This is a genomic window from Burkholderia plantarii, assembly GCF_001411805.1.
Taxonomy (GTDB): Bacteria; Pseudomonadota; Gammaproteobacteria; order Burkholderiales; family Burkholderiaceae; genus Burkholderia; species Burkholderia plantarii.
On the sequence record NZ_CP007213.1, the window covers coordinates 3,040,377 to 3,065,346 of the forward strand.

Consider the following 24,970-nt stretch of genomic DNA (forward strand, 5'->3'; position numbering starts at 1 on the left):
CGCCGCGCGCCGCCTCAGCGGCCGTCGATCGAGAAACGCCCCGGGCCGGTCACGGTCAGCGCGAGCAGGCCGCCGACGATGCTGACGTTCTTGTAGAAGTTGATCAGGTTCGCGTAGTGCTCGGCGCCCGTCATGGTCCAGTAGTGATGGCCGATGAACGCGGTGCCGAGCGTGTAGAGCGCGAGCAGCAGCGCGAGCGGGCGCGTGTAGAAGCCCAGCACGATCAGCAGCCCCACCGCGAACTCCATCACCACCGCGATGACCGCCGACAGCTCGGGCGCCGGCGCGCCCACGCTCGCCATGTAGCCGACGGTGCCGGCAAAGCCGGTCAGTTTCTGCCAGCCGAACAGCACGAACAGCACCATCAGCAGCACGCGGGCGAGCAGCAGCACGCCGTCTTTCTGTTTGTCGAGGGAGAGGTAACGCATGGTCTTGATCCTTGGTTTGACGATGTCGAATGACGCATTGCGCCGATGACGGCCCCGGTTTCGAGACAAGGAACGCGAGGTCGGCCCCGCGTCACGCCATCATCAGCCGCTTAGTCCTGCAAATCAATAACGAAACACGATGGGCCGGGTCGGGCCACCCCGGGGCCGGCCGTGCCACGCCGTCGTGCCGCGGCGCGGCCGGCCCGGGCCAGGTCGTACTCAGGCCCAGTCGGCCGTCACTTCGAGCGGGCGCAGGTCGAACACCAGCACCTCGGCGTCGCGGCCGGCCGAGAACGTCAGCGTCCGCTCGTCGCGAATCCGGGCGCCGTCGCCCTCGCCGAGCGTGACGCCGTTCACCGTCACGCTGCCGCGGGCCACGTGGACGTAGCCGAAGCGGCCTTCCGGCAGCGCGAGGCTGGCCGTTTCGTCGCCGTCAAACAGCCCGGCGTAGATCCGCGTGTCCTGGCGGATCGCGAGCGAGCCGTCGGCGGCGTCGGGCGACACCACCAGCTGCAACCGGCCGCGCTTGCGCGCCGCGTCGACGCTGGTCTGCTGGTAGCGCGGCTGCGCGCCCTTCTCCGACGGCCCGACCCAGATCTGCAGGAAGTGGACGCCGTCGTCACGCGAATGGTTGAACTCGCTGTGCGCGACGCCCGTGCCGGCGCTCATCAGCTGTACGTCGCCCGGCACGATCACCGAGCCGGTGCCCATCGAATCCTTGTGTTCGAGCGCGCCTTCCAGCACATACGAGAGGATTTCCATGTCGCGGTGCGGATGGGTGCCGAAGCCGCGGCCCGGCGCGACGCGATCGTCGTTGATCACGAGCAGGTCCGAGAAGCCGACCTGCTGCGGATCGTAGTAGTTGGCGAACGAGAAGGTGTGGCGGGAGCTGAGCCAGCCGTGTTCGGCACGGCCGCGGTCGCTGGCGTTTCTGACTTCGATCATGATGAATCTCCGGTTGAGCCCGCCGCGTCCCGTTGACATGGCGTTGCTCGATGGGATGCATCTTAAGTCAACCATCTTGATGAATAAATCGCCCATGAGATAATCATCGTCCTATTTTGGTGGACAATCATGCAACTCGACGATCTCCGCATCTTCATCGCGACGGTGGACGCCGGCAGCTTCACCGGCGCGGCCGACAAGCTGCTGCTGTCCAAGCAGTTCGTCAGCCGCCGCATGGCCACGCTCGAGGCGGCGCTGCGCGTGCGCCTGCTGAACCGCAACACGCGCAAGCTGGCCGTGACCGAATCGGGGCAGACGTTCTACACGCACGCGCAGCGGATCCTGGCCGAGGTCGCGCAGGCCGAGGAAGCGATGTCGGCCCGCCATACCGAGCTGCACGGCTCGCTGAAGATCAGCGCGCCGATGTCGTTCGGCATGAGCCATCTCTCGCCGCTGATCGCCGAGTTCCTGGCCGCGCATCCGGCCGTGCGGCTCGACGTCGAGCTGAGCGACCGGCGCGTGGACCTGATCGGCGAGGGCTTCGACCTCGCGCTGCGGATCGGCGCGCTGGCCGATTCGACGCTGGTGGCGCGCACGCTCGGCACGCTGCGCATGATCGCCTGCTGCAGCCCCGCGTACTGTCGCCTGCACGGCGAGCCGGCCACCCCGGCCGACCTGCACGGCCACGCCTGCCTGCTCTACGGGCAGGAGTTGCGCGACGGTTGGGAATTCGACACGCCCGGCGGGCGGCGCGCCTACGACGTGCAGGGGCCGCTGGTGGCCAACAACGGCGACGTGGTACGCGACGCGGCGATCGCCGGGCTCGGCATCGCGCTGCTGCCGCAGTTCATCGTCGGCCCGGCGCTCGCGCGCGGCGAGCTGGTGGCGATCCTCGGCGCGCACGCGAGCCCGCCGCTGCGGCTCAGCGCGGTCTATCCGCAGCACCGGCAGGGGTCGACCGCGATCCGCACGCTGCTCGCGTTTCTCGAGACGCGCCTGGCCGACGCGCTCGGCGCGCAGCCCGACACGGCGCACTGAACGGCGCCGGCGAAACCGGCGGCGGGCGGCCCGCGTGAAATCGCGACCGGGCGCTTGCAACATCGCACGGGCCTCTCTATAATTCGCGCCTCACGCAGGCTCGTAGCTCAGTTGGTTAGAGCACCACCTTGACATGGTGGGGGTCGTTGGTTCGAATCCAATCGAGCCTACCAACGCATTCGGACATGGACGGCAGGCGCCGCGCTCCACGAAAAGCGCGCGATTCGCTTGCCGTCCATTGTCTTTTCAGGCAGCACCGCCACGCTTCACGCGCGGCACTCCAGGCTCGTAGCTCAGTTGGTTAGAGCACCACCTTGACATGGTGGGGGTCGTTGGTTCGAATCCAATCGAGCCTACCAACGCATCCGGCAAGGCCGGCAGGCGCCGCGCCTCACCAAGGCACCGCACCTGCCGGCCGGTGCCCTTCCCTTCGGTTTCCCGTCGCGCCCTGCCGTTCCGTTCGCCGTATCCGCCGCCCGGACGACGTCCCGCGCATGCGCCGCGCCATGCCTGCGCCGCCCGGCCGCGAAACATCATCCATCGTTCCGCAAGCCCGCGCGAACTCATCTACACTTGCCGTTTTGCGATCTGCGGCAAGTCGTCGCATATCGTTCCACGTTTCGTTTCGCGTCGATCGCCTTTCGTCCATGCCCGAGTCCACCGACCTGTCCGGCCCTTCTCCCCACGCGCTTCGGCAAGCCACGTTCCAACGCTTCTGGAGCGCGCGCGTGCTGTCCTCGATCTCGTTCCAGATGCTGTCGGTCGCGATCGGCTGGCACATCTACGCGCTGACGAAAAGCGCCTACGCGCTCGGCCTGGTCGGGCTCGCGCAGTTCCTGCCGATGTTCGTGCTGACGCTGGTGGTGGGCCACGTCGCCGACCGCTACGACCGGCGCCGCATCGTCGCCACCTGCCAGACGCTGCTCGCGTTCGCCTCGGCGATGTTCCTCGCCGGCACGCTCGGCGGCTGGCTCAACGCGCCGATGATCTACGCGCTCGCCGTCTGCCTCGGCGCGGCGCGTGCGTTCGAGAACCCGACCGTCGCCTCGCTGCTGCCGGCCGTGGTGCCGCGCGCGCAGCTGCCGCGCGCCACCGCGCTGTCCACCTCGGCGACGCAGACCGCGCTGATCATCGGCCCGGCCGCGGGCGGCCTGCTGTACGGCGTCGGGCCGAACGTGGTGTACCTGATCGGCATCGTCTGCTTCGGCTGCGCCGCGTACCTGATGGGCACGCTGAAGCTGACCAGCAAGCCGGTGCCGCGCGCGCCCGTCACGCTCGAATCGGTGTTCTCGGGCATCGCCTTCATCCGCCGCGAGCCGGCGATCCTCGGCGCGCTGTCGCTCGACCTGTTCGCCGTGCTGTTCGGCGGCGCCGTCTCGCTGATGCCGATCTACGCGCGCGACATCCTGCATGCCGGGCCGTGGGGGCTCGGGCTGCTGCGCTCGGCGCCCGCCATCGGCGCGCTGGCCGGCACGCTCTGGTTCGCGCGGCACCCGATGCGCAAGCGCCCGGGCATCGCGATGTTCGGCGGCGTGGTGGTGTTCGGCCTCGCCACGCTGGTGTTCGGGCTGTCGACCTGGCTGCCGCTGTCGATCGTCTCGCTCGCCACGCTGGGCGCGGCCGACGTGATCAGCGTGGTGGTGCGCTCCTCGCTCGTGCAGCTGCGCACGCCCGACGAGATGCTCGGCCGCGTCAGCGCCGTCAACGCGCTGTTCATCGGCACCTCGAACCAGCTCGGCGAATTCGAATCGGGCATCACCGCGGGCTGGTGGGGCGCACGGCCGGCCGTGCTGATCGGCGGCGCCTGCACGATCGCGATCGCGCTGCTGTGGACGCGAGTGTTCCCGTCGCTGCGCACCATGCGCTCGCTCGAGGCGGAGAAGTAGACGGCGCGCGGGGCCCGGACATCTCAAAGGCGCTTCCCCGCCGGCTCCGCGAGCCCTCGCCGCCCTCGCCGCTTTCCCGCGCCGCTTTCCCGCGCCGACGCGCTCACGCAGCGCCCACCGGTCACCGGCCGGCGCGCTTGCCCGGCATCCCTCAGCGCGGCGCGGCACAGGCGCGGCCCGGCGTCGACCAAAACCCCGGTATGCAAGGGGTTTCCCCGATTTTTTCGACGAGACGCGCGACACTGCCGGTCCGGCCGGCGAATTCCGCGGCGCAGCATTTCATGCCGCCCGTCGTTTCGTCATGCTTTTCGATTCAGGAGTTCTCATGACCGCCCCTTCGCGCGCGAGCGCCGACGACGATGCCCGCACGCTGTTCCGCCACGCGATGGCGCATCTGGGCGCCGCCGTCAACGTGATCACGACGGCGGGCCCGCACGGCCGCTGCGGCGTGACCGCGAGCGCCGTCTGCTCGGTCACCGACACGCCGCCGACGCTGCTCGTCTGCCTGAACCGCAGCAGCAGCACGCACGCGACGTTCACGGGCCACAGCTCGCTCTGCGTGAACGTGCTGCCGGCCGAGCACGAGCCGCTCGCCCGCCACTTCGCGGGCCTCACCAACCTGCCGATGGACGCGCGCTTCGGCCAGACCGGCTGGGACGAAGGCCCCGGCGGCCTGCCGGTGCTGCGCGACGCGCTGGCGAGCGTGCAGGGCACGATCGTCGAGATGAAGGACGTGGGCTCGCACACGGTGCTGTTCGTCGAGGCGACGGCGATCCGCGTGCGCGGCGAAGGCGACGCGCTGATCTACTTCGGGCGCGCGTTCCATCGCGTCGGCAAGGCGCTGGCCGAGCAGCAATGAACGCGGACGGCGCCCGGACGGGACGGCGTGTTCCGGCACACGGACCGCCGCCGCATGACGTCCCGGCAACCGGCGCACCGCCCCTTCCACTCCGCTGAAGGCCCCCCCTCCGCGAGCGGTGGCCGCGCCGTCTCCGCGCCCAGCCAGCCGCCTCCCGCCAGCCGCGCCCGCCCGTCAGTGCGCGAACTTCCCGAACTTCAGCGTCCGCGCCGCCGGCACCATCGAGGCCGTCGGCGCCGAGGTCGGGCAGGCGTTGCAGCCGCACGCCGAGGTGCCGGCCGGCGCGGCCGGCTGACGATTGGTCCACTGCCCGTTCCAGCCGCCCTGGGCCGAGCACACGGCCGGGCAGACCGCCTGCGCCGCGCGGTAGTCGGCGATCGGCCGCGTGGTGTCGATATCGCAGCCGCACACGTAGTTGGCCTGCGCGCTCTGCTGGATCGGCGGGCTCATGGTGTCGAGCCAGTTGCGGGCCTGCGCGTCGAGCTTGAACATTTCCGGCTGGCCGGCGGCGTCGAGCAGCGCGTTCATCTTCGCGTACAGCGGATAGCTGGCCGCCAGCGTGTCGAGCACGCTGCGCCGCGTGGCGAACAGGTATTGCGGCACCGCGCTGGCGTCCGGCCCGATGCTCTCGAGCATGGTCGTCGAGGCGGCGATCAGGTTGGCGAGCTGCACCGCCAGCGCGCGCGTGCCGCGCAGGTTGGTGGTGGTGTTTACGCCGATCACGTCGGCGTAGAACAGCGGCGGCTCGGCGTGGTCGGACAGCGGCATGATCTTGAAGTCGATGTCCTGACGCGTCGCCTCGCTCATCGCCGACATCGATTCGGAATAGCCGATCACCGCGCGCCCCTCGCCGTTGCTGAACCAGACCGAGCGGTCGTACTGCCCCGGCAGGCTCGCCGTCGCGTTCGGGAAGCTGGCCATCGCGAGCAGCGTGCGCAGGCTCGCCACCGCGTCCGGATCGAGCTGTGCCGCGCTCCACGGCAGCGGCAGCGGATACGCGCCGTTCTGGCTGTGCGCCGCGTCGAGATACAGCGCGCTGCTGGTGGTGCCGCCCGACATGTCGAACATCAGCCCGCGCCGGTCCGGCGGCATCTCGCTCGTGTAGGTGCATTGCTGCAGCGCCGCGTGGACCTGCGTGAGCGTGGTGGCGGCCGCGAGCGCCGCGTCGTGCTTGTGATAGAACAGCAGGTTCGCGCAGCCCAGCTGCGGCAGGCTGTAGTAGCGGTCCCCCACCTTCACGCCGTCGATCGCATAGGGCAGGTAGTCGCCGATGTTCTGCACCTCGCTGGCCGCGAGCGGTTCGAGCCAGTTCTTGCTGCGGAAGTAGTCGAAGAAAATCGCGTCGTAGATGTAGACGTCCGCGCTCGCGGGCGGATCACCCGAGTAGCCGCCGTCCCACTCGCTATCCGGCACGAACTGCAGCGCGATCTCGGGGTGGACCTTCTTCCATTCCGTCTCGATCGCCTGCTGGAACTGATCGACGCGGGGCACCCAGGGATAGAGCGCGACCGTCAACTGCTGGGGCGCGCCGGCGAACGCGTAAGGCAGGATCGCGAGCCAGCATCCCACGGCAAGCATGAAGCGGCAGAACATTCGACGCATGATTTTTCCTTGGTCTTTGATGCGCCGGTACCCCCGGCAGGATTGTCCGGCGCTAACGCCAGAGCGCGTGAAAATGGTGGGTCGGCCCGCGGCCATGGCCGACCTCGAGCCGCCAGGATTCCGCCAGCGCGCCGTTCAGATAGGCCTTCGCGCGCCGCACGCTCTCCTCCATCGGGTGATGCGGCAGCAGCGCGGCCACCGCCGCCGACAGCGTGCAGCCGGTGCCGTGATCGTTGCGTGTCGCGATGCGCGGCGCGGCCAGCTCGGTGGTGCCGCTCGCGCCGAACAGCAGGTCGGTGCTGTCCGCCCCCGCCAGGTGACCGCCCTTGAGCAGCACCCAGCGCGGGCCGAGCGCATGCAGCGCGGGCAGCGCCTCGTGCATCGCCGCCGGCGAGGCGGGGGCCGGCCGGTCGAGCAGCACGCCGGCCTCGGGCAGGTTCGGCGTGATCAGCGTGGCGATCGGCACCAGCCGTTCACGGATCGCCGCCACCGCGTCGGGCGCGAGCAGCCGGTCGCCGCTCTTGGCCACCATCACGGGATCGAGCACGATGGTGGTGACGCGATGGCGAGCCAGCGCCGCGGCGACGGCCTCGACGATCTCCGCGGTGGCGAGCATCCCGAGCTTCACGGCATGCACGGTCACGTCGTCGAACACCGCATCGATCTGCTCGACGATGAAGGCCGGGTCGAGCGTCTGGAAGCCGCGCACGCCGCGGGTGTTTTGCGCGACCACCGCCGTGATGACCGACATCCCGTAGGCGCCGAGCGCCGAGAATGTCTTCAGGTCGGCCTGGATGCCGGCGCCGCCGGTCGGGTCGGTGCCGGCGATGCTGAGCACGTTGGCGATCATGGGGACGGCATCCGCTGCGCCGGCGCGCGCCGATGCGGGCGCCGCAACCTGGTTGCCCGCGCAACCAGGCGGGCCGGGCCGGCAAAGCCGGCGCCGCACCGCCTGCGTGGCCGCATCGCGCGACGCGCCGGCCGCCGCTTCAAGGCTCGCATCGGTGCCTCAGCCGCGCGGCTTGGTGGCCTGGAACAACACGAACGGCGCGTAGCCGCCGAGGTCGTCCACCGCCGGTTCGCCGTCGAGCGCGGGTGCCGTGTCCACCACGCTGAGCGCCTTCGCCGAATCGATCGCGAAGCCGGCCGAGATCAGCATCTCGCGGTAGGTGGTGGTGTCCCAGTGGGTATCGACGATCTCGAACACGCCGTGCCCCGGCACGTCGAGGAACACCGGCCGCTCGTCGCCGTCGTGGTACACCACGCCCGGATGGCCGTTGCGGAACGTCGGGTAGCTGACGCCGGTGGTGCGCGGGTTCGTGTCGAGGATGTAGAACCGGCCGCCCGGCTTCAGCACGCGGAACACCTCGGCGGCGATGCGGCCCAGTTCCTCGCGCTCGGGGACGTTGATGAACAGGAAGCACGACACCGCGGCGTCGAAACTGGCCTCCGGAAACGGCGTGCTGCCGCTGCGGATCAGCGCGTAGTCGAGCCCGTCGCCGTCGGCACCGCCGGCGGCCCGGGCCTTCTCGATCATGGTCGGCGCGATGTCCACGCCCGTCACGTGCGCCACGCCCGCGGCCTTGAGCCGCCGCGAGACCTTGCCGCCGCCGCAGCCGTAGTCGAGCACGCGGATCGCGGTGCCCTGCGTGCCGGTGAGCGTGGCGATCAGCGGCTGGTAGCCGAAATGCGCTTCCACGCGATCGTCGTAGGCATCGAACAGGCGCGAGACCTGGTCCTCGGTCCAATCGGTTTTCATCGTGTATGCCCTGTCAGTGCAGCAATGCCAGCGTCTCGCCCCAGCGATTGAACAGATAGTCGCGATGGAACGGGTGAAGGAAGCTCAGCGAGCGGTCGGGGAGCGGTGCGTCGGAGCGGATCTGCCGGTACACCCAGAAGAGCCCGAGGATGTCGCGCCAGTACGGGTCGAGGTCGATGTCCTGCAGCGTCGCGAACGACACCTGCCCCGCGCGGATCCGCGCCTCGTGATCGAGTACGCGGCGGATCGTGGCCGGCCCGCAGCCGGGCGGCATGCGCGGCGGCGCCACCGCCGTGACGGCCGTGCCGGGAGGCCCGAGCAGCGCCTCGGCCTGCAGCAGGTTCTGGTCGTAGATGTGGACCGAGCCGACGTGGTGCGTGTAGGTGCCGAGTTCGCAGCCGATCGCCGAGGCCAGGTATTCCTGCAGGAACGTGAACGAGAACACGTCGTTGAGCAGGCCGACGTAGGCGTCGTTGGCGCGCATGAAGGCCACCATGTTCAAGCGCCCGTCGCGCAGCAGCAACTGCAGGCCGAGCGTGCAGGACACGTCGATGTTGCGCTTGTAGAGGTCCTCGCGCCCGTCGAAGATCTGCAGCACGACGCGCTTGCTCTCGGCGTCGTCGCGCTTGAGGATGTCGATCGCGCGTTCGATCTGGTCGATGCCGTCCTCGCCGAGATGCAGCAGCCGCGCACCGTAGCCGGTGCCGGGCAGGGTCTTGCCGTCCGCGCTGTAGCGCGCCATCGACGGCGCGTAGTACTCGATGAACGCGAGGTCGTTGCGCCCCGACAGGTACCACAGCGCCTCGGCGTAGTTGAACACCACGTTCTGCTTGCGCGAGGCATGGCGGCAGAAGCGCGCGAGCGGATCCTCGATCCGCGCGCTGTAGCCGATGATCTCGCGCTCGGCCTGGCCGCGCGGCGCGTTGCGGTATTCGTAGGCGGTGCAGACGTCGCGCAGCGTGGCGAGATACAGCTCGTCGAGATTCGCGAAATGGGTGCGCATGATCAGCGCCCGTCTTCCAGGCGCCCGATGGCCGCCTCGATCGTGCCCGGATCGAGATCGCCGTTGCGATACTCGACGCGCTCGAGACGCGTGACCGTGTGCAAGCCCTGCACGAGGTAGGCGTAGTCGCGGCCGGCCTCGAGCAGCAGCACGATCGGCTTGCCGAGCGCCGAGGCCCAGCCCAGCTCGATGTGCGTGCCCGGCGACGCGGGCGCGCCGGGAAACGCCACGAAGTAGTCGCACTGGCTGATCTGCTCGTAGTCGATGCGCGTGCATTGCTCCGGCGTCATGAATTCGCGGCCCCATTTCTCGCGCCGATGCGCGCAATGCACGTCCCAGCCGCGCCCCTCGAAATGCTCGATCACGCGGCCGAACTGGTTGATGTGCTCGGCGGACATCGTGCCGGTCGCAGGATCCACCAGGGACTTGAACGGACCACCCAGGAACATTCGTTTCATCGCTGTCGTCTCTCTCGATTGGAATGATTGATCTCGTGAGCACGCAGGCCGACCCGGCCGACGTGATCCGCCAGAACTCCGGAAAACCCGTGAATGCCGTCCGGCATCCGTACCCACCGGCAATCGACCGCGTCGTCGCCGGGCCGCGGCTCGCCGCTCAGGTGGCGGCACAGCAGTGCGATCAGCACGTAGTGGTGATGCCGGCCGCTCGCATCGAACTCGCGCACCTCGACCACGTCGACCAGTTCGCCCACCTCGGCCTGCACGCCCGTTTCTTCCATCAATTCGCGCCGCGCGGCGTCGTGCAGGCTCTCGCCCGGCTCGACCGAGCCGCCGGGAAAGCCCCAGCTGCCCTTCTGCGGTTCCTTCCCGCGCTGCACCAGAATCAGCTCGTCGCCACGGAACACGATCGCGATCACCGCGACGCGCGGCCAGGCGGCCGGCGCTTGCGGGCCACCGCCCGGTTGCTCGCCCATCAAGTTTCGCTCTCCTTCGGATTGCCGGCGACACCCGATGCGCTTCGCTGATGCGCGGCGAACGCGCCGCCGGTCACCGGAAAATCGCCTGTCCGGATTCGCCGGTTTTCAAAAAATAACACATCGATTACAGTCGCGTCGTATCAAAAAGACATTAAATCAATTTCCCGAAGCAGTTAATATCCCACCTATCAAAATCAACCCATCAAGTAATTGACACATCACCGCGCTGGTGATTCCATATCGCTCACCTGCAAAAAGACGGCATCGGCACTAACCTGCCAGATATTCCAGTCTTTAACCAAAATGACCGATCGAAAATGTTGCAGCGCAATTTGAATCGGCCTGGATCCTTTTACCGGGAAGGGTTTTCGATGCATTGAACGAATTACCGGATACAGTCGTGCCGAATCATCCGGGCTCCCCGGCTGGTATCCGGATTATGCCAATTCGTCCCACATCGAATTCCCGACCCGCCACCGAGGTATGCCAATACGAGAGGCGAATAATGCACGCAGCCACCACGGGATTTTCCAGGGCCTATGAGGCGCAACGGTATACGGATCCGCATAATATTCTCCGTTCCGAAATTATCTACGGCGAAGGTTTCCAGAGTCCCGGCGGCCTGGCCGGCTTCAAGGCCATGCTGGCGGACCGCATGGCGCTCACGCCGGGCATGCGGCTGCTCGACATCGGTTCGGGGCTCGGCGGCGCGGCGTTCTATCTGTCGGATCGCTACGACGTGGAAGTGGTCGGCCTCGATACCGCGCCGCGCATGACGGAACTGTCGGTGATCCGGCAGACCACGCGCGATCCGCACCGGCGCGTGCTTTTCGTCAACGGCGACGTCCACGACGCGCAACTCGACGCGGGCGGCTTCGACCTGATCTATTCGCGCGACGTGCTGATGTACGAGCACGCCAAACCCGCGCTGTTCGCGCGCTGCCACGCGCTGCTCAAGCCGGGCGGCCGGCTGTTCGTCACGGACTTCTGCCGGCACCGCAGCTCGGCCGAGTTCGACGACTACATGGCCGCGTCGGGTTACGACCTGAAATCGATCGACGACTACGCGCGCATCATCGCCGGGGCCGGCTTCGCCCACGTCGAGCAGAGCGACCTGAGCGCGCTCGCCGAGGCCCAGCTCACGGCCGACCTGCGCCGCTATCGCGCGCGGCAGGCCTCGGGCGATCCGGCGATCGGGGACGCCGACGCCGAGCACATCGTCGAGCGCTGGCAGCGCAAGATCCGCTTCATGAAGGCCGGCTGGCTGACACAGGGCCTGTTCGTCGCCGCCAGGGCGTGAGCGTCGTCGCTTGGTAGTCCTACCGGAGATCCGTCACATGCTGACCTCGCATCACGAGCATCTGGAAATCGCCTGGCCCGACGGCCGCGCGAGCCGCTATCACTGGGTCTGGCTGCGCCAGGCCTGCCAATGCGACGGCTGCTTCAACCGCCATTGCCGCCAGCGGCACTTCGATCCCGGCGCGGTGCCGGCCGACCTCCGGCCGGCCGCCGTCAGCGCCGACGACGCGGGCCTGCGCATCGTCTGGCCGGACGGCCATCCGAGCCACTACGGCTTCGACTGGCTGCGCGGCGAGGACTACGACCAGCCGGGCCGCGCCGCGCCGGCCGAGGCGCGCCCCGCCTGGCGCCACTGGCCCGACGGCGCCCCGCCGGCGCTGCGCTTCGATCTCGCCGCGACGCTCCGCGACGACGCGCTGCTGCATCAGGCGCTGCGGCACCTGTTCGAATACGGGCTGGTGGTGCTGAAGGCCGAGCCGTCGCGCACCGTGGAGTTCGGCGCGGTGTATCGGCAGCTGGCGGGGTTTCTCGATCGCTCGTATTTCGGGGAGTTCTTCGATCTGGAGGTGAAGGCCGACGAGGAAACCGACAGCGTGTCGTTCAGCACCAGGGCGCTGCCGCTGCACACCGACATCCCGTACTGCTCGCCGCCGCCCGACTACCAGTTCCTCTACGGCCTCGACGTCAGTTCGCAATGCGCGCGCGACGGCATCGGCAGCACGCGTTTCGTGGACGGCTTCACGGTGGCCTGCGAGCTGCGCGACGCCGAGCCCGAGGCGTTCGCGCTGCTGGCCCGCACGCCGGTGCTCTATCGCGCCGAGTATCCGCAGGCGCGCAAGCGCTACGAGCATCGCACGCCGATCGTGCGGCTCGCGCCGGACGGCTCGATCGAACGCCTGATCAACAACCCGACGAAGATGTTCTTCGAGGGCATCGGCTTCGACGACATGCTGCCGCTGTTCCGGGCCTACCAGTCGCTCAAGTCGCGGCTCGTGGCCACCGGACGCTCGTATCTGCATGCGTGGTCGCAGGGCGACATGGTGGTCTGGGACAATCGCCGGATCTTCCACGGACGCGGCGATTTCGGTGCGTCGGGCTTCACGCGCACGCTGCGCGGCGGGTATTTTCGCGAAGGCGAACTGCAGGCGCGCGCACGCTTCCTGGCCTCGCGCGCGGTCGGCCGGCGCGCCGTGGCCCACGCGTGAACGCACGGCGCCGGGCCTGCCGGGCATGCCTCAAGCGTGATACGTGAGGCACCCGGCGCCGACCACGACCGCCGCGGCGGCCGCGATCCGCTGCCCGGTCGGGCGCTCGCCCAGGCAGGCCCAGCCGATGATCAGCGAAAACACGATGCTGGTCTCGCGCAGCGCCGATACCGGCCCGATCGGCCCGAGCGAGAGCGCCGCGACCGTGGCCGTGTAGCCGATCATCGAGATCACGCCGCCCGCCGCCGCCTTCGCGGTCTCGCGCCACGCGTGGCCCGTGCCGAGCCGGCGCCCGTGCAGCGCGAACGCGGCCGGCATCAGCACGCCGTAGACCACGAAGATCCAGACCGCGTAGGCGCGCGGGTCGCCGGCCAGCCTCGCGCCCACGCCGTCGGTGGTGACGTAGCCGGCGATGAACAGGCTGGTGGTGAGCGCGGCCAGCAGCGGCCGCCGGGCGATCCGGCGGCGCCCCAGCACCAGGCTCGCGATGCCGCCGGAGATCAGCAGCACGCCGGCCAGCGACCCCGCGTCGAGCCGCTGACCGGCCCACCAATAGCCGCCGAGCGCGACCAGCAGCGGCACCGTGCCCCGCACCACCGGATACACCTGCCCGAGTTCGGCGCCCTGGTACGCATGCGCCAGGAACACGCTGTAGCCCACCTGCAGCAGCGCCGAGAGCCCGAGGCAGGGCCAGCTCGCGCGCGCCGGCAGGGGCAGCCACGGCGCGCAGGCGAGCGCCGCCGCGGTGGTCGCGAAGCTCATGACGGTGAGGGTCCAGAGGCGATCGACGCCGCTGCGCAGCACGGCGTTCCAGGTCGCATGCAGGATCGCGGCGAACAGCACCAGCGCGATGACGGGCGGCGTCATCGGCGCGAACGGCGAACGCGCGGGCGGAACGGCACTGGCGAGGCGGCCGGCGCAAACGCGGCCGCGATGAAGGGAATCGACACGTGGGTGACCTCATTCCTACGCCGGCATTATCCGGATCAGGTTTCGGGGTCGTTCCGCGAGCAGAACCTCTCAGCCGGCGCGCCGGCTCCCCCTGATGGCCGCCTCATTATGGGGACGAAACTGCGGGCCGGCAAGCACGCGAGCGCAGGTTCGGACGGCTCGCCAGGCCCTCGAAACGAGGAGGTCGCGAGTCGCGAAACAAAGCCGGAAACCGTGCAGCGAAACGTGCCGGGAAACCGTGCATTCAACCGTTCATGCCGACGCGCGGCGGAGCTTTTCGGCCAGCGGATGATGCTCGCCGCGCCGCGAGCGGATCGCGTAGATCTCGTCGACCACGCCCGGCGCGCGCCCGAGCCGGCGCAGGCCACGCAGCAGCGCCGCGTCGCCGGCGCCCGCCTCGGCCAGCGGGAACACGCCGAGCCCGCGCGCGCCGAACACGGCCATCAGCGCGCTGTCCTCGAATTCGCCGACGATCCTCGGCCGCACGCCGAGCGCCTCGAAGCCGCGCTCGAGCTGCGCGCGCAGCGGCGACTGCGCGGTGGGCAGCAGCACCGGCAGCGTCGCGAGATTGCCGGGAAAGCGCTCGCGCGCCGCCGCGCTGACGATCGAGGCCGGCCCGTACCAGTCCACCGCCGAGGCCGCCAGCCGCTCGCTCGTCAGCCGCAGCGTCGGATGCGGCGGCGCCGGCTGGCTCGCCAGCACGAGGTCGAGCCGGTGCAGCGCCAGCTCCGCGAGCAGCGCGTCGAGTTCGCCCTCATGGCAGAGCAGCCGCAGCGACGGCGTGTCGAGCGCCGGCGCGAGCACCGCGTGCGCGGCCAGCTTCGACACGCCGTCGGTCAGGCCGATCGCGAACCGCGCCAGCTCGCCGCCGGCCGCCGCGCGCACGTCGTCGGCGATCCGCGCGCCGATCCGGAACATCTCGTCGGCGCGCGCGAACGCGGCCTGGCCCGCCTCGGTCATCGTCACGCCGCGTCCGGCCGGCTTCAGCAGCGCGTGGCCGAGCGACCGCTCGAGCTCGCGCACCTGCGCGCTGATGGTCTGCACGGCCATCCCGAGCCGCCCGGCCGCGCGCGCGAAGCCGCCCTCCTGCACGACCACCCAGTAGTAGTACAAATGACGGAAATTCAGCATGATGGACCCGGCATCGACGCGAGACGGCATGAAGGACGAAATGAAATATTCGGAAAAACCGAAGCATCATTCAGCTTGAAGCTGGTTTTTCCGAAGTTGAAGATCGCCGATCATAACAAGCCCGATCATCTTCCACTGGATTCCGGAACCCGCCCGCCATGGACCACCTGCTGACACTCGCCGCCGATCCGGCCGTCTGGGCCGCCCTCGTCACGCTGGTCACGATGGAAATCGTGCTCGGCATCGACAACCTGATCTTCATCTCGATCCTCAGCAACAAGCTGCCCGAGGCGCAGCGCGCGCGCACCCAGCGCATCGGCATCGGGCTCGCGCTGGTGATGCGGCTCGCGCTGCTCGGCACCGTGGCCTGGATCGCGCGCCTCACGCAGCCGGCCTTCACGCTGTTCGATCACGCGTTCTCGTGGCGCGACATGATCCTGCTCGCGGGCGGCCTGTTCCTGGTCTGGAAGGCGACCCGCGAGATCCATCACCACGTCGCGCCGGGCGGCGGCGAGCCCGGCGCCGGCGGCGCGGGCGCCGCCCTGCTCACGCCGCTCGCGGCGATCGGGCAGATCCTGGTGCTCGACCTGGTGTTCTCGATCGACAGCATCGTGACCGCGATCGGCATGACCGAGCACGTCGCGATCATGTTCGTGGCGGTGATCGCCGCCGTCACCGTGATGATGTTCGCGGCCGGCCCGCTGTCGCGCTTCATCGACCGCAACCCGACGATCGTGATGCTCGCGCTGAGCTTCCTCGTCGTGATCGGCATGACGCTGATCGCCGAGGGCTTCGGCAGCCACGTGCCGAAGGGCTACATCTACGCGGCGATGGCCTTCTCGGCGTTCGTCGAGGGCATGAACATGCTGTCGCGGCGCGCGAAGGCGAAGCGCTCGCCGGGCGGCGGCGGGCATTGAGCGACGCGTGACGGTGCGGTGGTTGGGCTCGGCGCCGTGCCGGCCGGGCCGCCGCCGGGCGCGGGACGATCGCGGCTACGACGGCGTGCAGCGGACCCCACGGTTTCCGATGACGAAGAAGCCGACGTGACGTGACGTGACGCGGCGGGTGCGGGTGCGGGTGCGGGTGCGGGTGCGGGGCGGGTGCGGGGCGGGTGCGGGTGCGGGGCGGGTGCGGGTGCGGGGCGGGTGCGGGGCGGGTGCGGGGCGGGTGCGGGCAGGATATCGTCGGGCCGGGCTGCTCGCCGGCATGAGGCCGGCGGACGGTGGCGGGAGCCACGCGGCGGCCGGCGCCGCCGCGGCGTCTCAGTGCTCGGCCGTCTGCAGCCCGCGAATCCGGCCAAGGCGCTGCGCGGCGAGCCGCTGCGCCTCGCGGCGCGCGCCGGCTGCCTGCACCGCGCGCTCGATCGCGAGCGCGGCGTGGGAGCCGCCCGGCTCGCCCGCGGCCAGTTCCGCGTAGTTGCGCGCATCGGCGGCCCACTGCGAGGCCAGCGTCGCGTAGCGGCGCGCGCGCCGCGCGCGATCCTGCAGGCGCAGCGCAAGCGCCTCGGAGCCCGACACGTTCGGCCGCGCGTTGCGCACCGCCTGCGCGGCGCGCTGTTCGAGTTCGACCGCATCGGCGTCGGCGTCGCGCGCGTCGCGAATCGCGGCGCGGGCCGCCGCCTGCGCGTCGCGCAAGGCGGCGCCGGCGGCACCGGTCACGATCACGCGCATCGCGGGCGCGGCGAGTTCGTCGTTCGTCTCGGCCGGGTGCGGGGCGGCGCCTTCGGCCGCGGCCGGCACCTCGCCGAACGCGGCGAACTGCACGGCCCGCAGCGCGGACGGATCGGCGCCGCCGCGCGGCTCGCGGCCGTCGAGCGGCACCGTCTGGCGCACGAACGCATGGCGCGAATACGGATTGCGTCGAGCCTGACGGCCAGCGAACCAGACGCCGACGGCGAGCGCGGCGATCGCGAAGCCGATCGACGCGGCGATGAGCAACAGAATGTCTTGCATCGTCCGGGGTGAGATCACGGGGGGCGGCCAATTCGCCGACGATGTTGCCGGCGTGGAGACTGGCGCCGGCGAGCGCGCCTACTATACCGCCAATGTTGAGAATTGTAGGTATTCTCCCTGATGTCGCCGAGTATTTTTTCCGAGCAGACGCGAGCCGAAACGCACCGGAGCTGGCGCCGGCGGCCCGCGTTTGCGCATCGCAGCACGGCGCGATCATCAACTTTGCCGGACACAATTCAGCTGATTGTTGCAGCCGTTTGCTGCGTCGCAAATGCGTGTCGCGAGCAACGGCATCGCCGGCATTCCGTGACGTTTTTTTGGCACATCAGCGCCCGGGCGGCCGGCGCGATCGACGCGATATGTCGGATCGCCAACGGCCGGGCAAACCGCGTCCGCCACATCGCGACACGAAGCGAAAACCGATTCCGGGTAGACTTTGCGAATGGAACAATGCCGCTACTGCGAACGCCTGCGCGACGAATGGGAATGCCACGGCCCGGCCTGCCGGCGTGCGATCGCGCGCGCGCTGAAACGGCAGCGCGCCGGGCTGCCGGCCGTGGCGAAGGTCATTCGCAATGAAATCCCCGCCAACGCGAGCACCGGCGAAGTGATCTCGGTGCTCTCGCGCCAGCGGCTGCGCGCCCGGCGCGGCAACGAGGAACGCCGCGAACGCAAGGAAATCGACGACGCCGATCTCGGCTGACTCGCTCGCGCTCCGTTGTCGGCCGTCTTTCGGCCATCTCGCTCCGACCCCGCTTACAAGTCGTCACAACCGCGCCGGCGCTCGCGGCGAACGAAATCGGGTCAGCCTTGCCTCACGAAGGTCGACGTTCATCACGAGGCCACTCGATGCGAGATTTTGCAGTCCCCGCCTTGCGGCGGCCCATCGCCTCGCGCGCGCGCCGGATCGGCGCGATCGCCGCCGCCGCGGCCATCGTGTCCGGCACGCTCGGCGCGAATGCGCCGGCGCTGGCGGCCGGGCCGTCCGCCGACGGCGCGCGGGCCGGCAGCGGGTCGCCCACGTTATCGGCATCGTCCGCCACGCCCGCTTCTGGTGCCGCCGCTGCATCATCTCCTTCGGCCGCGCACGCGGCTTCCGCTTCCCCGGCTTCCGCGCCCGCCTCGGGCGCCTCCGCCGCCTCATCGGCCGAGGCGCCCGAAGTGCCAGCCGAACTGCCGCCGCCGGTGTTCCACACGCCGCCGGCCGACGCGCAGCAGGCCACCGCCATCACGCGGCGCGCGTTCGCGATGCGCGACGCCTATGCCCACGAGGTCACGCGCCGCCTCACGGTGCCCGAGGCCGCGCAGCGCGAATACGCGGCGCGCCTGCAGCAGGCGCTGGCCGGCAAGGGCCTTGGCGAGCTGGCCGGCGAATACGTCGTGCTCGTCGACCGCGCGCCGAACGTGCAGGCGCTGTTCGTCTACTTCCGCACCACCGCCCGCAACGAATGGCAGTGGATCGGCGCGTCGCCGGTCGGCACCGGCTGGCCCGGCCGGTACGATCACTTCCTCACGCCGACCGGCGTGTTCGAGCATTCGCCCGTCAACATGGATTTCCGCGCCGAGGGCACCGAGAACGACAACCGGATTCGCGGCTACGGCGCGCGCGGCCGGCGCATCTTCGACTTCGGCTGGGTGGACGGCCAGCGCGGCTGGGGCAAGGGCGGCAGGTCGCCGATGCGGTTCCAGATGCACTCGACCGATCCCGACAAGCTCGAGCCGCTGCTCGGCATCCGCCATTCGAAGGGCTGCGTGCGGATTCCCAGCTCGCTGAACGCGTTTCTCGACCGGCGCGGCATCCTCGATGCCGACTACGAGACGCGCGCCGCGCAGGGTGACGTGCCATGGATCCTGCGCGACGCGCCGCGCGAGCCGACGCCCGACGCGGGGCGCTACCTCGTTGTGATCGACACGGCGAAGGCGAAGCGCCCGGCATGGTCGCCGCCGCCGGGGCACGCCGCGTGGACGAAGTTGCCGAAGGGTGGCGACACGGCCGATTGAGGCGGCCGATCGAGGGGCGGTGGCCGGCCCGGCCGGAATCACGCGTCAACGACTCACGGGCCGCCACCGCCCCCGCGTCAACGCCCTCGGCTTCCCGTCGAAGCGACCGCGCCACGGCGCGCGCGCCTTCCCGTCCTCCGACATCCCCCTCCGCGCGCCGGCCTGGTCCGCCACGCGTCGGGGCACTTCGCCGCTCCCCGCCGGCATGCGGGAAAGCCCGACCGGGCCGGTATTCATGGCACCATGCACAGCTTCGATCTTCAACAGGATCTGGAGCCACGATGGATTACCGTGTCCTGCTCTCGGCGTTCTCGCGCGACGCCGGCGGCGAGGGCGCCGGCTCGGGCCGGCTCAGCCAGCAGCAACGCCTCTACGCCTGCCTTCGCGAGGCGATCCTGCGGCGCACACTCGACGCGGACACGGCGCTGCCCTCGTCGCGCACGCTGGCCGAGGCACTGCGGATCGCGCGCAACACGGTGCTCTACGCCTACGAGCGGCTCGCCGCCGAGGGCTTCGTGGTGGCGGACCGGCAGGGCACGCGCGTGGCGCGCACGCTGCTGCCGGCCGAACGTGGCGCGAGCGTCGCGCCGCTCGCGCCGCCGCCGCTGTCACGTCGCGCCACCAGCCTCGGCCGCTTCTCCGATCGCGCCAGCGAGACCGGCGCGTTCGTGCCCGGCGTGCCGGCGCTCGACGCGTTCCCGCTCGCGGCGTGGCGGCGCGCGGTCGAGCGCGCCTGGCGCCGCGTCGGCCCCGCGCAGCTCGACTATCAGCCGTCGGCCGGCAACCTGCCGCTGCGCCATGCGATCGTCGACTACCTGCGCGTTTCGCGCGGCGTGGCCTGCGACGCGGACCAGGTGCTGATTACCGACGGCACCCAGCACGGGCTCGACCTCTGCGCCCGCGCGCTCGCCGACGCCGGCGACATCGCCTGGATCGAGAACCCCGGCTACGGCGGCGCCCGCGTCGCGCTGCGCGCGGCCGGGCTGCGCCTGGTCCCGGTGCCGGTGGACGCCCACGGCCTCGCGCCGGCGCCCGACCTCTGGCGCACCGCGCCGCCGCGGCTCGTCTACATCACGCCCTCGCATCAATATCCGCTCGGCGCCGTGATGTCGCCCGAGCGCCGCATCGCGCTGGTACGGGCCGCGCGCGACGCCGGCGCCTGGATCGTCGAGGACGACTACGACAGCGAGTTCCGCCATCACGGCACGCCGCTCGCGGCGCTGCAAAGCAGCGTGCGCGATGCGCCCGTGATCTATCTCGGCACGTTCTCGAAGGTCATGTTCCCGGCGCTGCGGATCGGCTTCGTGGTGGTGCCGGCCGCGATCGCGATCGAACTCGAACGCGTCTCGGCGGCGCTCGCGCCGCGCGGGCGCCTGGCCGACCAGCTCGCGCTCGCCGAGTTCATCGAGGCCGGCCATTTCACGCGCCACCTGCGCCGCATGCGCCGGCTCTACGCCGAGCGCCGCGACCTGCTGCACGATACGCTGTCGCGCCGACTCGGCGGCCTGCTGACGGTGTCGGCCGGCGACGGCGGCATGCATCTGTCGGCGCGGCTCGACGCCGAAGTCTCCGACCTCGACGTCTATCGCGCCGGCCGCGCGCACGGCCTCGTGATCCGGCCGCTCTCGCCGTTCTGCGCGCCGGGGACCGACGCGTCGGCCTACAACGGCCTCGTGCTCGGCTACGGCAACGTGGCCACCGAGACGATGGACGGCGCCGTGATCCGGCTCGAACGCGCGATCGCGGATGCGCGTCGCGCGCGACGCGGCGCCTGACGCGGCCCGCGCGCCCGGTGCCGCCGCGCGGCACGGCTCACTGCGTCTCGGGAAAGTCGGTCGAGAATGCAAGATCGCGGCCGGCCTCGACGGCCGCGAGCCGCTCGGCCAGCGCGTTGCGGATCATCGTGTAGGCGTCGCGGCCGAGCACGATCCGCTTCGGCGCCGGCGTCTCGTCGACGCTCGCGATCATGATGTCGACCATCTTCGCCGGATCGCCGCGCGCGACGAAGCCGGGGTCCGCAAGCCGCGCGCGCAGCGCGCCGACCGGCGTGTCGCGATAGGCCTCCACCTCCGCGCCGAAGTGCCTGCCCGCCGCGCGCCGGAACCCGGTGCGCGCGCCGCCCGGCTCGACGATCGTCACGCCGATGCCAAACGGCGCGACCTCGGCCGCCAGCGCGTCGAAGAATCCCTCCATGCCCCACTTGCTCGCGTGATAGAGCGCCGCGCCGGCGTGCGTCGCCTGCCCGCCGTAGCTCGAGATCGCCAGAATCCGGCCGCCGCCCTGCGCGCGCAGTCGCGGCAGCGCGGCGCGCGTGACCTGGATCGGCGCGACGAGATTGGTGTCGAGCTGGTGGCGCACCTGCGCGTCATCGAGCCCCTCGGTCACGCCGAACAGCCCGTAGCCGGCATTGTTGACGATCACGTCGAGGCGGCCGAACGCGTCGAACGCCTGCGCCACGACGCGCGCGATCTCGTGCGCGTCGGTCAGGTCGAGCGTCGCGGTCCACAGCCGCGCACCGTATCGCTCGCGCAGCGGCGCGACGGCCGCGGCGTCGCGCAGGGTGCCGGCCACGCGCTCGCCGCGCGCGAGCAACCGGCCGGCCATCTCGCGGCCGAAGCCGCTGCCGATGCCGGTGATGAACCAGGTTCTGGACATGAACGCTTCCTCGCATATCGAATCAGTGGAATGCCAATGTAGCGGCGATAATCCATGGCGATAAGCCACCTGAAACCGGATGCCCTGATGGGAAAAAGCCATGAATGAGCGCGTGAGCCTGACCGAGCTGCGGGCGCTGGCCGCCGTGGCCGCGCACCGCAGCTTCCGCAAGGCGGCCGACGAAATGGAGCTGGCCCCCTCGACGCTGAGCCACCTGATGCGCGAACTGGAAGCGCGGCTCGGCATGCGCCTGCTGAACCGCACCACGCGCAGCGTCGCGCCCACCGAGGCCGGCGCGCGGCTCGTCGCGCAGTTGCAGCCGCTGCTGCGCGGGCTCGACGACGCGCTGTCCGATCTCAGCGCGGCGCGCGACGAACCGGGCGGCCGGCTGCGGCTGACCGCATCCGAGACGGTCTCGATGCTGCTGGTCCAGCACGTGATCCCGGCCTTCCTCGCGCGCCACCCACGGGTGGAAGTCGATCTGGTGGCACAGTCCGAGTTCGTCGACATCGTCGCCGAGCGCTACGACGCCGGCTTCCGGCTCGGCGACGAGGTGCCGAGGGACATGGTCGCCGTGCGTTTCGGCAGCCCGTCGCGGATGCTGACGGTGGCCTCGCCCGCCTACCTGAAGCGGCATCCGGCGCCGAAGACGCCGGACGATCTCGCGCGGCACCGCTGCATCCGCTCGCGCACGCCGGCCGGGCGGCCCTATCGCTGGGAGTTCGCGCGGCACGGCCAGCCGCATGTGCTCGACGTACCCGGCACGCTGACGCTGAACCGCACCGAGCTGATGATCGAGGCCGCCCTGCGCGGGCTCGGCATCGCGTTCGTGCCGGAGCTGCTGGCGATGCCCTACCTGCGCGACAGGTCGCTGCGCGCGGTGCTGTCCGACTGGTGTCCGGCCTACGTGGGCCTGTTCCTCTACTACCCGGGCCACCGCCAGGTGCCGGCCGCGCTGCGTGCGTTCATCGAGGTGCTGAAGGAACTCGACGTCACGCGCGTCTGAGGCACCCCGTGCCTTTGCGCAACGCGTCGGCATGCCTGCCGATCGACCGCGCCGACGCGCCGGCATATCCGCAACGTATCGCGGCGTGGTCGAAAATGTATTGGTCGCGCACCGCCCCGATGCCTTACGCTTGGCGTCCCCGTCACGGCCGCGGCCGTGCTTTTGTCCAGCCAGCTCGGTGCATATGGAAATGAATCGTTGGTTCCGGTTGTCGGTGGTTTCGCTCGCGCTCGCCGCGCTCGCTCATGCCGGCGTGGCGAGCGCGCATCGCGCTCACGCGGACGACGCGCCGCCCGCCGGCGCGATGCCCGGCGCGGCCCCCGACAGCGCGCCGCGCATCGCCGTGCAGGACCTGCCGCTGCCCGGCGGCGAGCATCAGCGCGTGATGTTCTACGGCCCGGCCGGCCCGATGCGCGGCGTGATCGTGATGTTCCCCGGCGGCGCCGGCGACGTCGACATCGAGCGCGACGGCACGCTGCGCCACGACAACAACTTCGTGGTCCGCACGCGCACGCTGTGGGCGCGGCTCGGCTACGGCGTGGTGATCGTCGATGCGATCGGCAAGCGCTCGCTGCGCGGCGAGCGCAGCACCGAGGCGTACCGGCAGGTGATCCGCGAGATCCTCGACTACGCCCGCACGCTGACCGACCGCCCGCTCTGGGCGATGGGCACGAGCCAGGGCTCGATCGCCGCGATGGCGGCCGGCGCGAGCGCGCGCGACGGCGAGCTGGCCGGGATCGTGCTGACCGAATCGGTATCGGTGGTCGGCCATTCGGGCGAGACCGTGTTCGATGCGCATCCCGAGCGCGTGCGCGCGCCGGCGCTGGTGGTGGCCAACCGCGACGACACCTGCACCGTCGCGCCACCCTCACGCGCGGCCGAGATCGCGCGCGCGATGACGCAATCGGCCGCCACCGTGCTGCGCGTCGAGGGCGGCGTCGATCAATCGTCGAATCCGTGCAGCTCGCTGTCGCCACACGGCTATTTCGGCATCGAGACGAAGGTGGTCGGCGACATCGCGCACTGGATGCGGGACGTCACGCCGCGCTGAGCGCCTTGGCGAGTCTTGCCGCCGTCCGTGCGGTGAATCACGCGGCGACTCGCGGCCTCGCCCCGCCCCGCCCCGCCCCGCCCCGCCCCGCCAGATCGTTGCACACGCAACCTTGACGAGCGCCATGCCACGCAAAAAGGGCGGGCACCCTCGCCCGCCCCGCACGGCATCGCTCTCGCGCGCCCGCTTAGTTGGTCTGGCCCGCCGCCTCGAGAATCAGGTTCGCGACCGCCGCCGGGTGCGAGAGCAGCACCGCGTGGCTCGCCTGCAGCTCGATCGTGTGCGCGTGCATGCGCTTGGCCATGAAGCGTTCGAGGTCCGAATTGATGGTGCGGTCCTCGGTGGACACCACGTACCAGCTCGGCTTGTCGTGCCAGGCGGCGACGGTGGTCTTCGCCATCGTCACGGCCTTGCCCACCGGCTGCTGCACGGCATAGTAGACGCGCGCTTCCTCGGGCGGCAGATCGCCCGCGAAGTCCCTCACGAAGGCCTGCTCCGAGAGCTTGCCGTAGCCGTCGGCCGACCATTGCAGGCCGGCCGATGCCGGCGCGGCCGGGAATTTCTTCGTCAGCGCCGGGTAGTCCTCGCCGGCATCGGGCGCGCGCGCGGCGACGTAGACGAGGCCGGCGACCTTCGGATCGTCACCGGCCTGACTGATCACCATGCCCGCGTAGGAGTGGCCGACCAGCAGCGTCGGGCCGTCCTGTTGCGCGAGCACGCGCTTGACCGCGTCGACGTCGGCGTCGAACGAGGTGGTCGGGTTCTGCACCGCCGTGACGTGCAGGCCCTTGGCCTGCAGCAGCGGAATCACCTTGGCCCAGCTGGAACCATCGGCGTACAGGCCATGCACCAGCACGACGTTGTGGATCGGCGCGGCCGGCGCGGCGGCCGGGTTGTCCTGCGCGAAGGCGGCGGTGGCGCCGAACGTGGCGGCGGCGGCCAGGCCGGCGGCGACGAGCGATTTCAATTTCATTCGAATTCTCCAGGGGCGTTGCATTGACGGGACCCGGCCACCCGCGTTGTGGTGTGCTGGCAGCGGACCATACCCAGGCTGTCGCTCCGCGCGGCGGCACGACGAGCCGCGCGCCGAGCGTCCGATTTCGCAATTCGATGCTGAACGCTGGTGTACGAATGGGCGAACACGGCCCGATCGCGGTTATTCCATCGGTCCGCGAAATTTTTTCGCACCGCGGCGAACGGCCGGGCGGCACCCCGCGAAAGCCTTGCCCGCAGGCTGGCTTGCGACGGCGGCGCCCGCCTCG

25 protein-coding genes, 2 tRNA genes and 1 riboswitch are annotated in these 24,970 nt (G+C 70.5%); of the genes, 13 read left to right on the forward strand and 14 right to left on the reverse strand.

Annotated elements, in window-relative coordinates:
• Window positions 1-14: 14 nt before the first annotated feature.
• Both bpln_RS29580 and bpln_RS29585 read right to left on the reverse strand, forming a co-directional pair.
• Window positions 15-428: a DoxX family protein gene (locus tag bpln_RS29580; protein ID WP_042628681.1), complete on the reverse strand. Its 414-nt coding sequence runs from the start codon at window positions 426-428 to the stop codon at window positions 15-17.
• Between the two features lie 219 nt (window positions 429-647).
• Window positions 648-1,373 carry a pirin family protein gene (locus bpln_RS29585; RefSeq protein ID WP_042628682.1) on the reverse strand — a complete coding sequence of 242 codons (726 nt, stop codon included), beginning with the start codon at window positions 1,371-1,373 and terminating at the stop codon, window positions 648-650.
• 129 nt (window positions 1,374-1,502) lie between these two features.
• On the opposite strand from bpln_RS29585, the gene bpln_RS29590 reads away from it, so the two are divergent.
• The 5 genes from bpln_RS29590 (at window position 1,503) to bpln_RS29610 (ending at window position 5,156) form a co-directional block, all read left to right on the forward strand.
• Entirely contained in the window at window positions 1,503-2,411 is a 909-nt protein-coding gene (locus bpln_RS29590; protein WP_042628683.1) for a LysR family transcriptional regulator, read from the forward strand.
• Between the two features lie 96 nt (window positions 2,412-2,507).
• Window positions 2,508-2,584, forward strand: a tRNA-Val gene (locus tag bpln_RS29595).
• 109 nt (window positions 2,585-2,693) lie between these two features.
• Window positions 2,694-2,770 (forward strand) — tRNA-Val (locus tag bpln_RS29600).
• Between the two features lie 288 nt (window positions 2,771-3,058).
• Entirely contained in the window at window positions 3,059-4,297 is a 1,239-nt protein-coding gene (locus tag bpln_RS29605; RefSeq protein WP_042628684.1) for an MFS transporter, read from the forward strand.
• Window positions 4,298-4,622: 325 nt separating this feature from the next.
• Window positions 4,623-5,156, forward strand: a complete 534-nt coding sequence (locus bpln_RS29610; protein WP_042628685.1) for a flavin reductase — start codon at window positions 4,623-4,625, stop codon at window positions 5,154-5,156.
• Window positions 5,157-5,330: 174 nt separating this feature from the next.
• Here the strand turns inward: bpln_RS29610 and bcmE are convergent, their stop codons facing one another.
• The 6 genes from bcmE to bpln_RS29640 all read right to left on the reverse strand — a co-directional run bounded on the left by bcmE (window position 5,331) and on the right by bpln_RS29640 (window position 10,454).
• Window positions 5,331-6,758, reverse strand: coding sequence for a thiamine pyridinylase (gene bcmE, locus bpln_RS29615; protein WP_042628686.1), 1,428 nt, complete (start codon window positions 6,756-6,758; stop codon window positions 5,331-5,333).
• A gap of 52 nt (window positions 6,759-6,810) precedes the next feature.
• The gene (gene thiD, locus bpln_RS29620; RefSeq protein ID WP_042628687.1) at window positions 6,811-7,608 is read right to left on the reverse strand and encodes a bifunctional hydroxymethylpyrimidine kinase/phosphomethylpyrimidine kinase; all 798 of its coding nucleotides are present in this window, start codon (window positions 7,606-7,608) and stop codon (window positions 6,811-6,813) included.
• Between the two features lie 159 nt (window positions 7,609-7,767).
• On the reverse strand, window positions 7,768-8,517 hold the full coding sequence (locus bpln_RS29625; protein ID WP_042628688.1) for a class I SAM-dependent methyltransferase: 750 nt from the start codon (window positions 8,515-8,517) through the stop codon (window positions 7,768-7,770).
• Window positions 8,518-8,530: 13 nt separating this feature from the next.
• Entirely contained in the window at window positions 8,531-9,520 is a 990-nt protein-coding gene (locus tag bpln_RS29630) for a thymidylate synthase (protein ID WP_042628689.1), read from the reverse strand.
• Window positions 9,521-9,522: 2 nt separating this feature from the next.
• A complete protein-coding gene (locus bpln_RS29635) occupies window positions 9,523-9,978 on the reverse strand; it encodes a nucleoside 2-deoxyribosyltransferase (RefSeq protein WP_042628690.1) in 456 nt (151 codons plus the stop codon).
• The gene (locus bpln_RS29640; RefSeq protein ID WP_042628691.1) at window positions 9,975-10,454 is read right to left on the reverse strand and encodes an NUDIX hydrolase; all 480 of its coding nucleotides are present in this window, start codon (window positions 10,452-10,454) and stop codon (window positions 9,975-9,977) included. The genes bpln_RS29635 and bpln_RS29640 overlap by 4 nt, the downstream gene beginning before the upstream one ends.
• A gap of 508 nt (window positions 10,455-10,962) precedes the next feature.
• Between bpln_RS29640 and bpln_RS29645 the strand changes: the two genes are divergently transcribed.
• Window positions 10,963-11,757: a methyltransferase domain-containing protein gene (locus bpln_RS29645; protein WP_055140817.1), complete on the forward strand. Its 795-nt coding sequence runs from the start codon at window positions 10,963-10,965 to the stop codon at window positions 11,755-11,757.
• Window positions 11,758-11,794: 37 nt separating this feature from the next.
• The gene (locus bpln_RS29650; protein WP_055140818.1) at window positions 11,795-12,961 is read left to right on the forward strand and encodes a TauD/TfdA family dioxygenase; all 1,167 of its coding nucleotides are present in this window, start codon (window positions 11,795-11,797) and stop codon (window positions 12,959-12,961) included.
• A 30-nt stretch (window positions 12,962-12,991) separates the two neighbouring features.
• On the opposite strand, the gene bpln_RS29655 is transcribed toward bpln_RS29650, so the two are convergent.
• Both bpln_RS29655 and bpln_RS29660 read right to left on the reverse strand, forming a co-directional pair.
• Complete coding sequence (locus bpln_RS29655; protein WP_055140819.1) at window positions 12,992-13,828, reverse strand: DMT family transporter; 837 nt, start codon at window positions 13,826-13,828, stop codon at window positions 12,992-12,994.
• 79 nt (window positions 13,829-13,907) lie between these two features.
• A riboswitch (TPP riboswitch) is annotated at window positions 13,908-14,014 on the reverse strand.
• 150 nt (window positions 14,015-14,164) lie between these two features.
• Window positions 14,165-15,043: a LysR family transcriptional regulator gene (locus tag bpln_RS29660; RefSeq protein ID WP_042628695.1), complete on the reverse strand. Its 879-nt coding sequence runs from the start codon at window positions 15,041-15,043 to the stop codon at window positions 14,165-14,167.
• Between the two features lie 158 nt (window positions 15,044-15,201).
• Here bpln_RS29660 and bpln_RS29665 point away from each other — a divergent pair, with 158 nt between their 5' ends.
• Window positions 15,202-15,960 carry a TerC family protein gene (locus bpln_RS29665; protein ID WP_055140820.1) on the forward strand — a complete coding sequence of 253 codons (759 nt, stop codon included), beginning with the start codon at window positions 15,202-15,204 and terminating at the stop codon, window positions 15,958-15,960.
• A 345-nt stretch (window positions 15,961-16,305) separates the two neighbouring features.
• On the opposite strand, the gene bpln_RS29670 is transcribed toward bpln_RS29665, so the two are convergent.
• Window positions 16,306-16,995 (reverse strand): hypothetical protein, encoded by a 690-nt coding sequence (locus bpln_RS29670; protein ID WP_042628697.1) that lies wholly within the window; start codon window positions 16,993-16,995, stop codon window positions 16,306-16,308.
• A gap of 442 nt (window positions 16,996-17,437) precedes the next feature.
• Between bpln_RS29670 and bpln_RS29675 the strand changes: the two genes are divergently transcribed.
• The gene (locus bpln_RS29675) at window positions 17,438-17,698 is read left to right on the forward strand and encodes a hypothetical protein (RefSeq protein ID WP_042628698.1); all 261 of its coding nucleotides are present in this window, start codon (window positions 17,438-17,440) and stop codon (window positions 17,696-17,698) included.
• Between the two features lie 112 nt (window positions 17,699-17,810).
• Here bpln_RS29675 and bpln_RS38350 read toward each other — a convergent pair whose 3' ends face one another.
• Window positions 17,811-18,191 carry a hypothetical protein gene (locus bpln_RS38350; protein ID WP_319424451.1) on the reverse strand — a complete coding sequence of 127 codons (381 nt, stop codon included), beginning with the start codon at window positions 18,189-18,191 and terminating at the stop codon, window positions 17,811-17,813.
• Between bpln_RS38350 and bpln_RS29680 the strand changes: the two genes are divergently transcribed.
• Together bpln_RS29680 and pdxR are read left to right on the forward strand one after the other, a co-directional pair.
• Complete coding sequence (locus bpln_RS29680) at window positions 18,157-18,996, forward strand: hypothetical protein (RefSeq protein ID WP_338025981.1); 840 nt, start codon at window positions 18,157-18,159, stop codon at window positions 18,994-18,996. The two genes, bpln_RS38350 and bpln_RS29680, sit on opposite strands and share 35 nt — an antisense overlap.
• 281 nt (window positions 18,997-19,277) lie before the next feature.
• Complete coding sequence (gene pdxR, locus bpln_RS29685) at window positions 19,278-20,771, forward strand: MocR-like pyridoxine biosynthesis transcription factor PdxR (protein WP_042628700.1); 1,494 nt, start codon at window positions 19,278-19,280, stop codon at window positions 20,769-20,771.
• A 37-nt stretch (window positions 20,772-20,808) separates the two neighbouring features.
• Here pdxR and bpln_RS29690 read toward each other — a convergent pair whose 3' ends face one another.
• Window positions 20,809-21,651, reverse strand: coding sequence for an SDR family oxidoreductase (locus bpln_RS29690; RefSeq protein WP_055140822.1), 843 nt, complete (start codon window positions 21,649-21,651; stop codon window positions 20,809-20,811).
• Between the two features lie 100 nt (window positions 21,652-21,751).
• On the opposite strand from bpln_RS29690, the gene bpln_RS29695 reads away from it, so the two are divergent.
• Window positions 21,752-22,657, forward strand: a complete 906-nt coding sequence (locus bpln_RS29695) for a LysR family transcriptional regulator (protein ID WP_055140823.1) — start codon at window positions 21,752-21,754, stop codon at window positions 22,655-22,657.
• A 190-nt stretch (window positions 22,658-22,847) separates the two neighbouring features.
• Complete coding sequence (locus bpln_RS29700) at window positions 22,848-23,708, forward strand: alpha/beta hydrolase (RefSeq protein ID WP_082465547.1); 861 nt, start codon at window positions 22,848-22,850, stop codon at window positions 23,706-23,708.
• Between the two features lie 187 nt (window positions 23,709-23,895).
• Here bpln_RS29700 and bpln_RS29705 read toward each other — a convergent pair whose 3' ends face one another.
• A complete protein-coding gene (locus bpln_RS29705) occupies window positions 23,896-24,681 on the reverse strand; it encodes an alpha/beta hydrolase (RefSeq protein WP_055140824.1) in 786 nt (261 codons plus the stop codon).
• Between the last annotated feature and the right edge of the window lie 289 nt (window positions 24,682-24,970).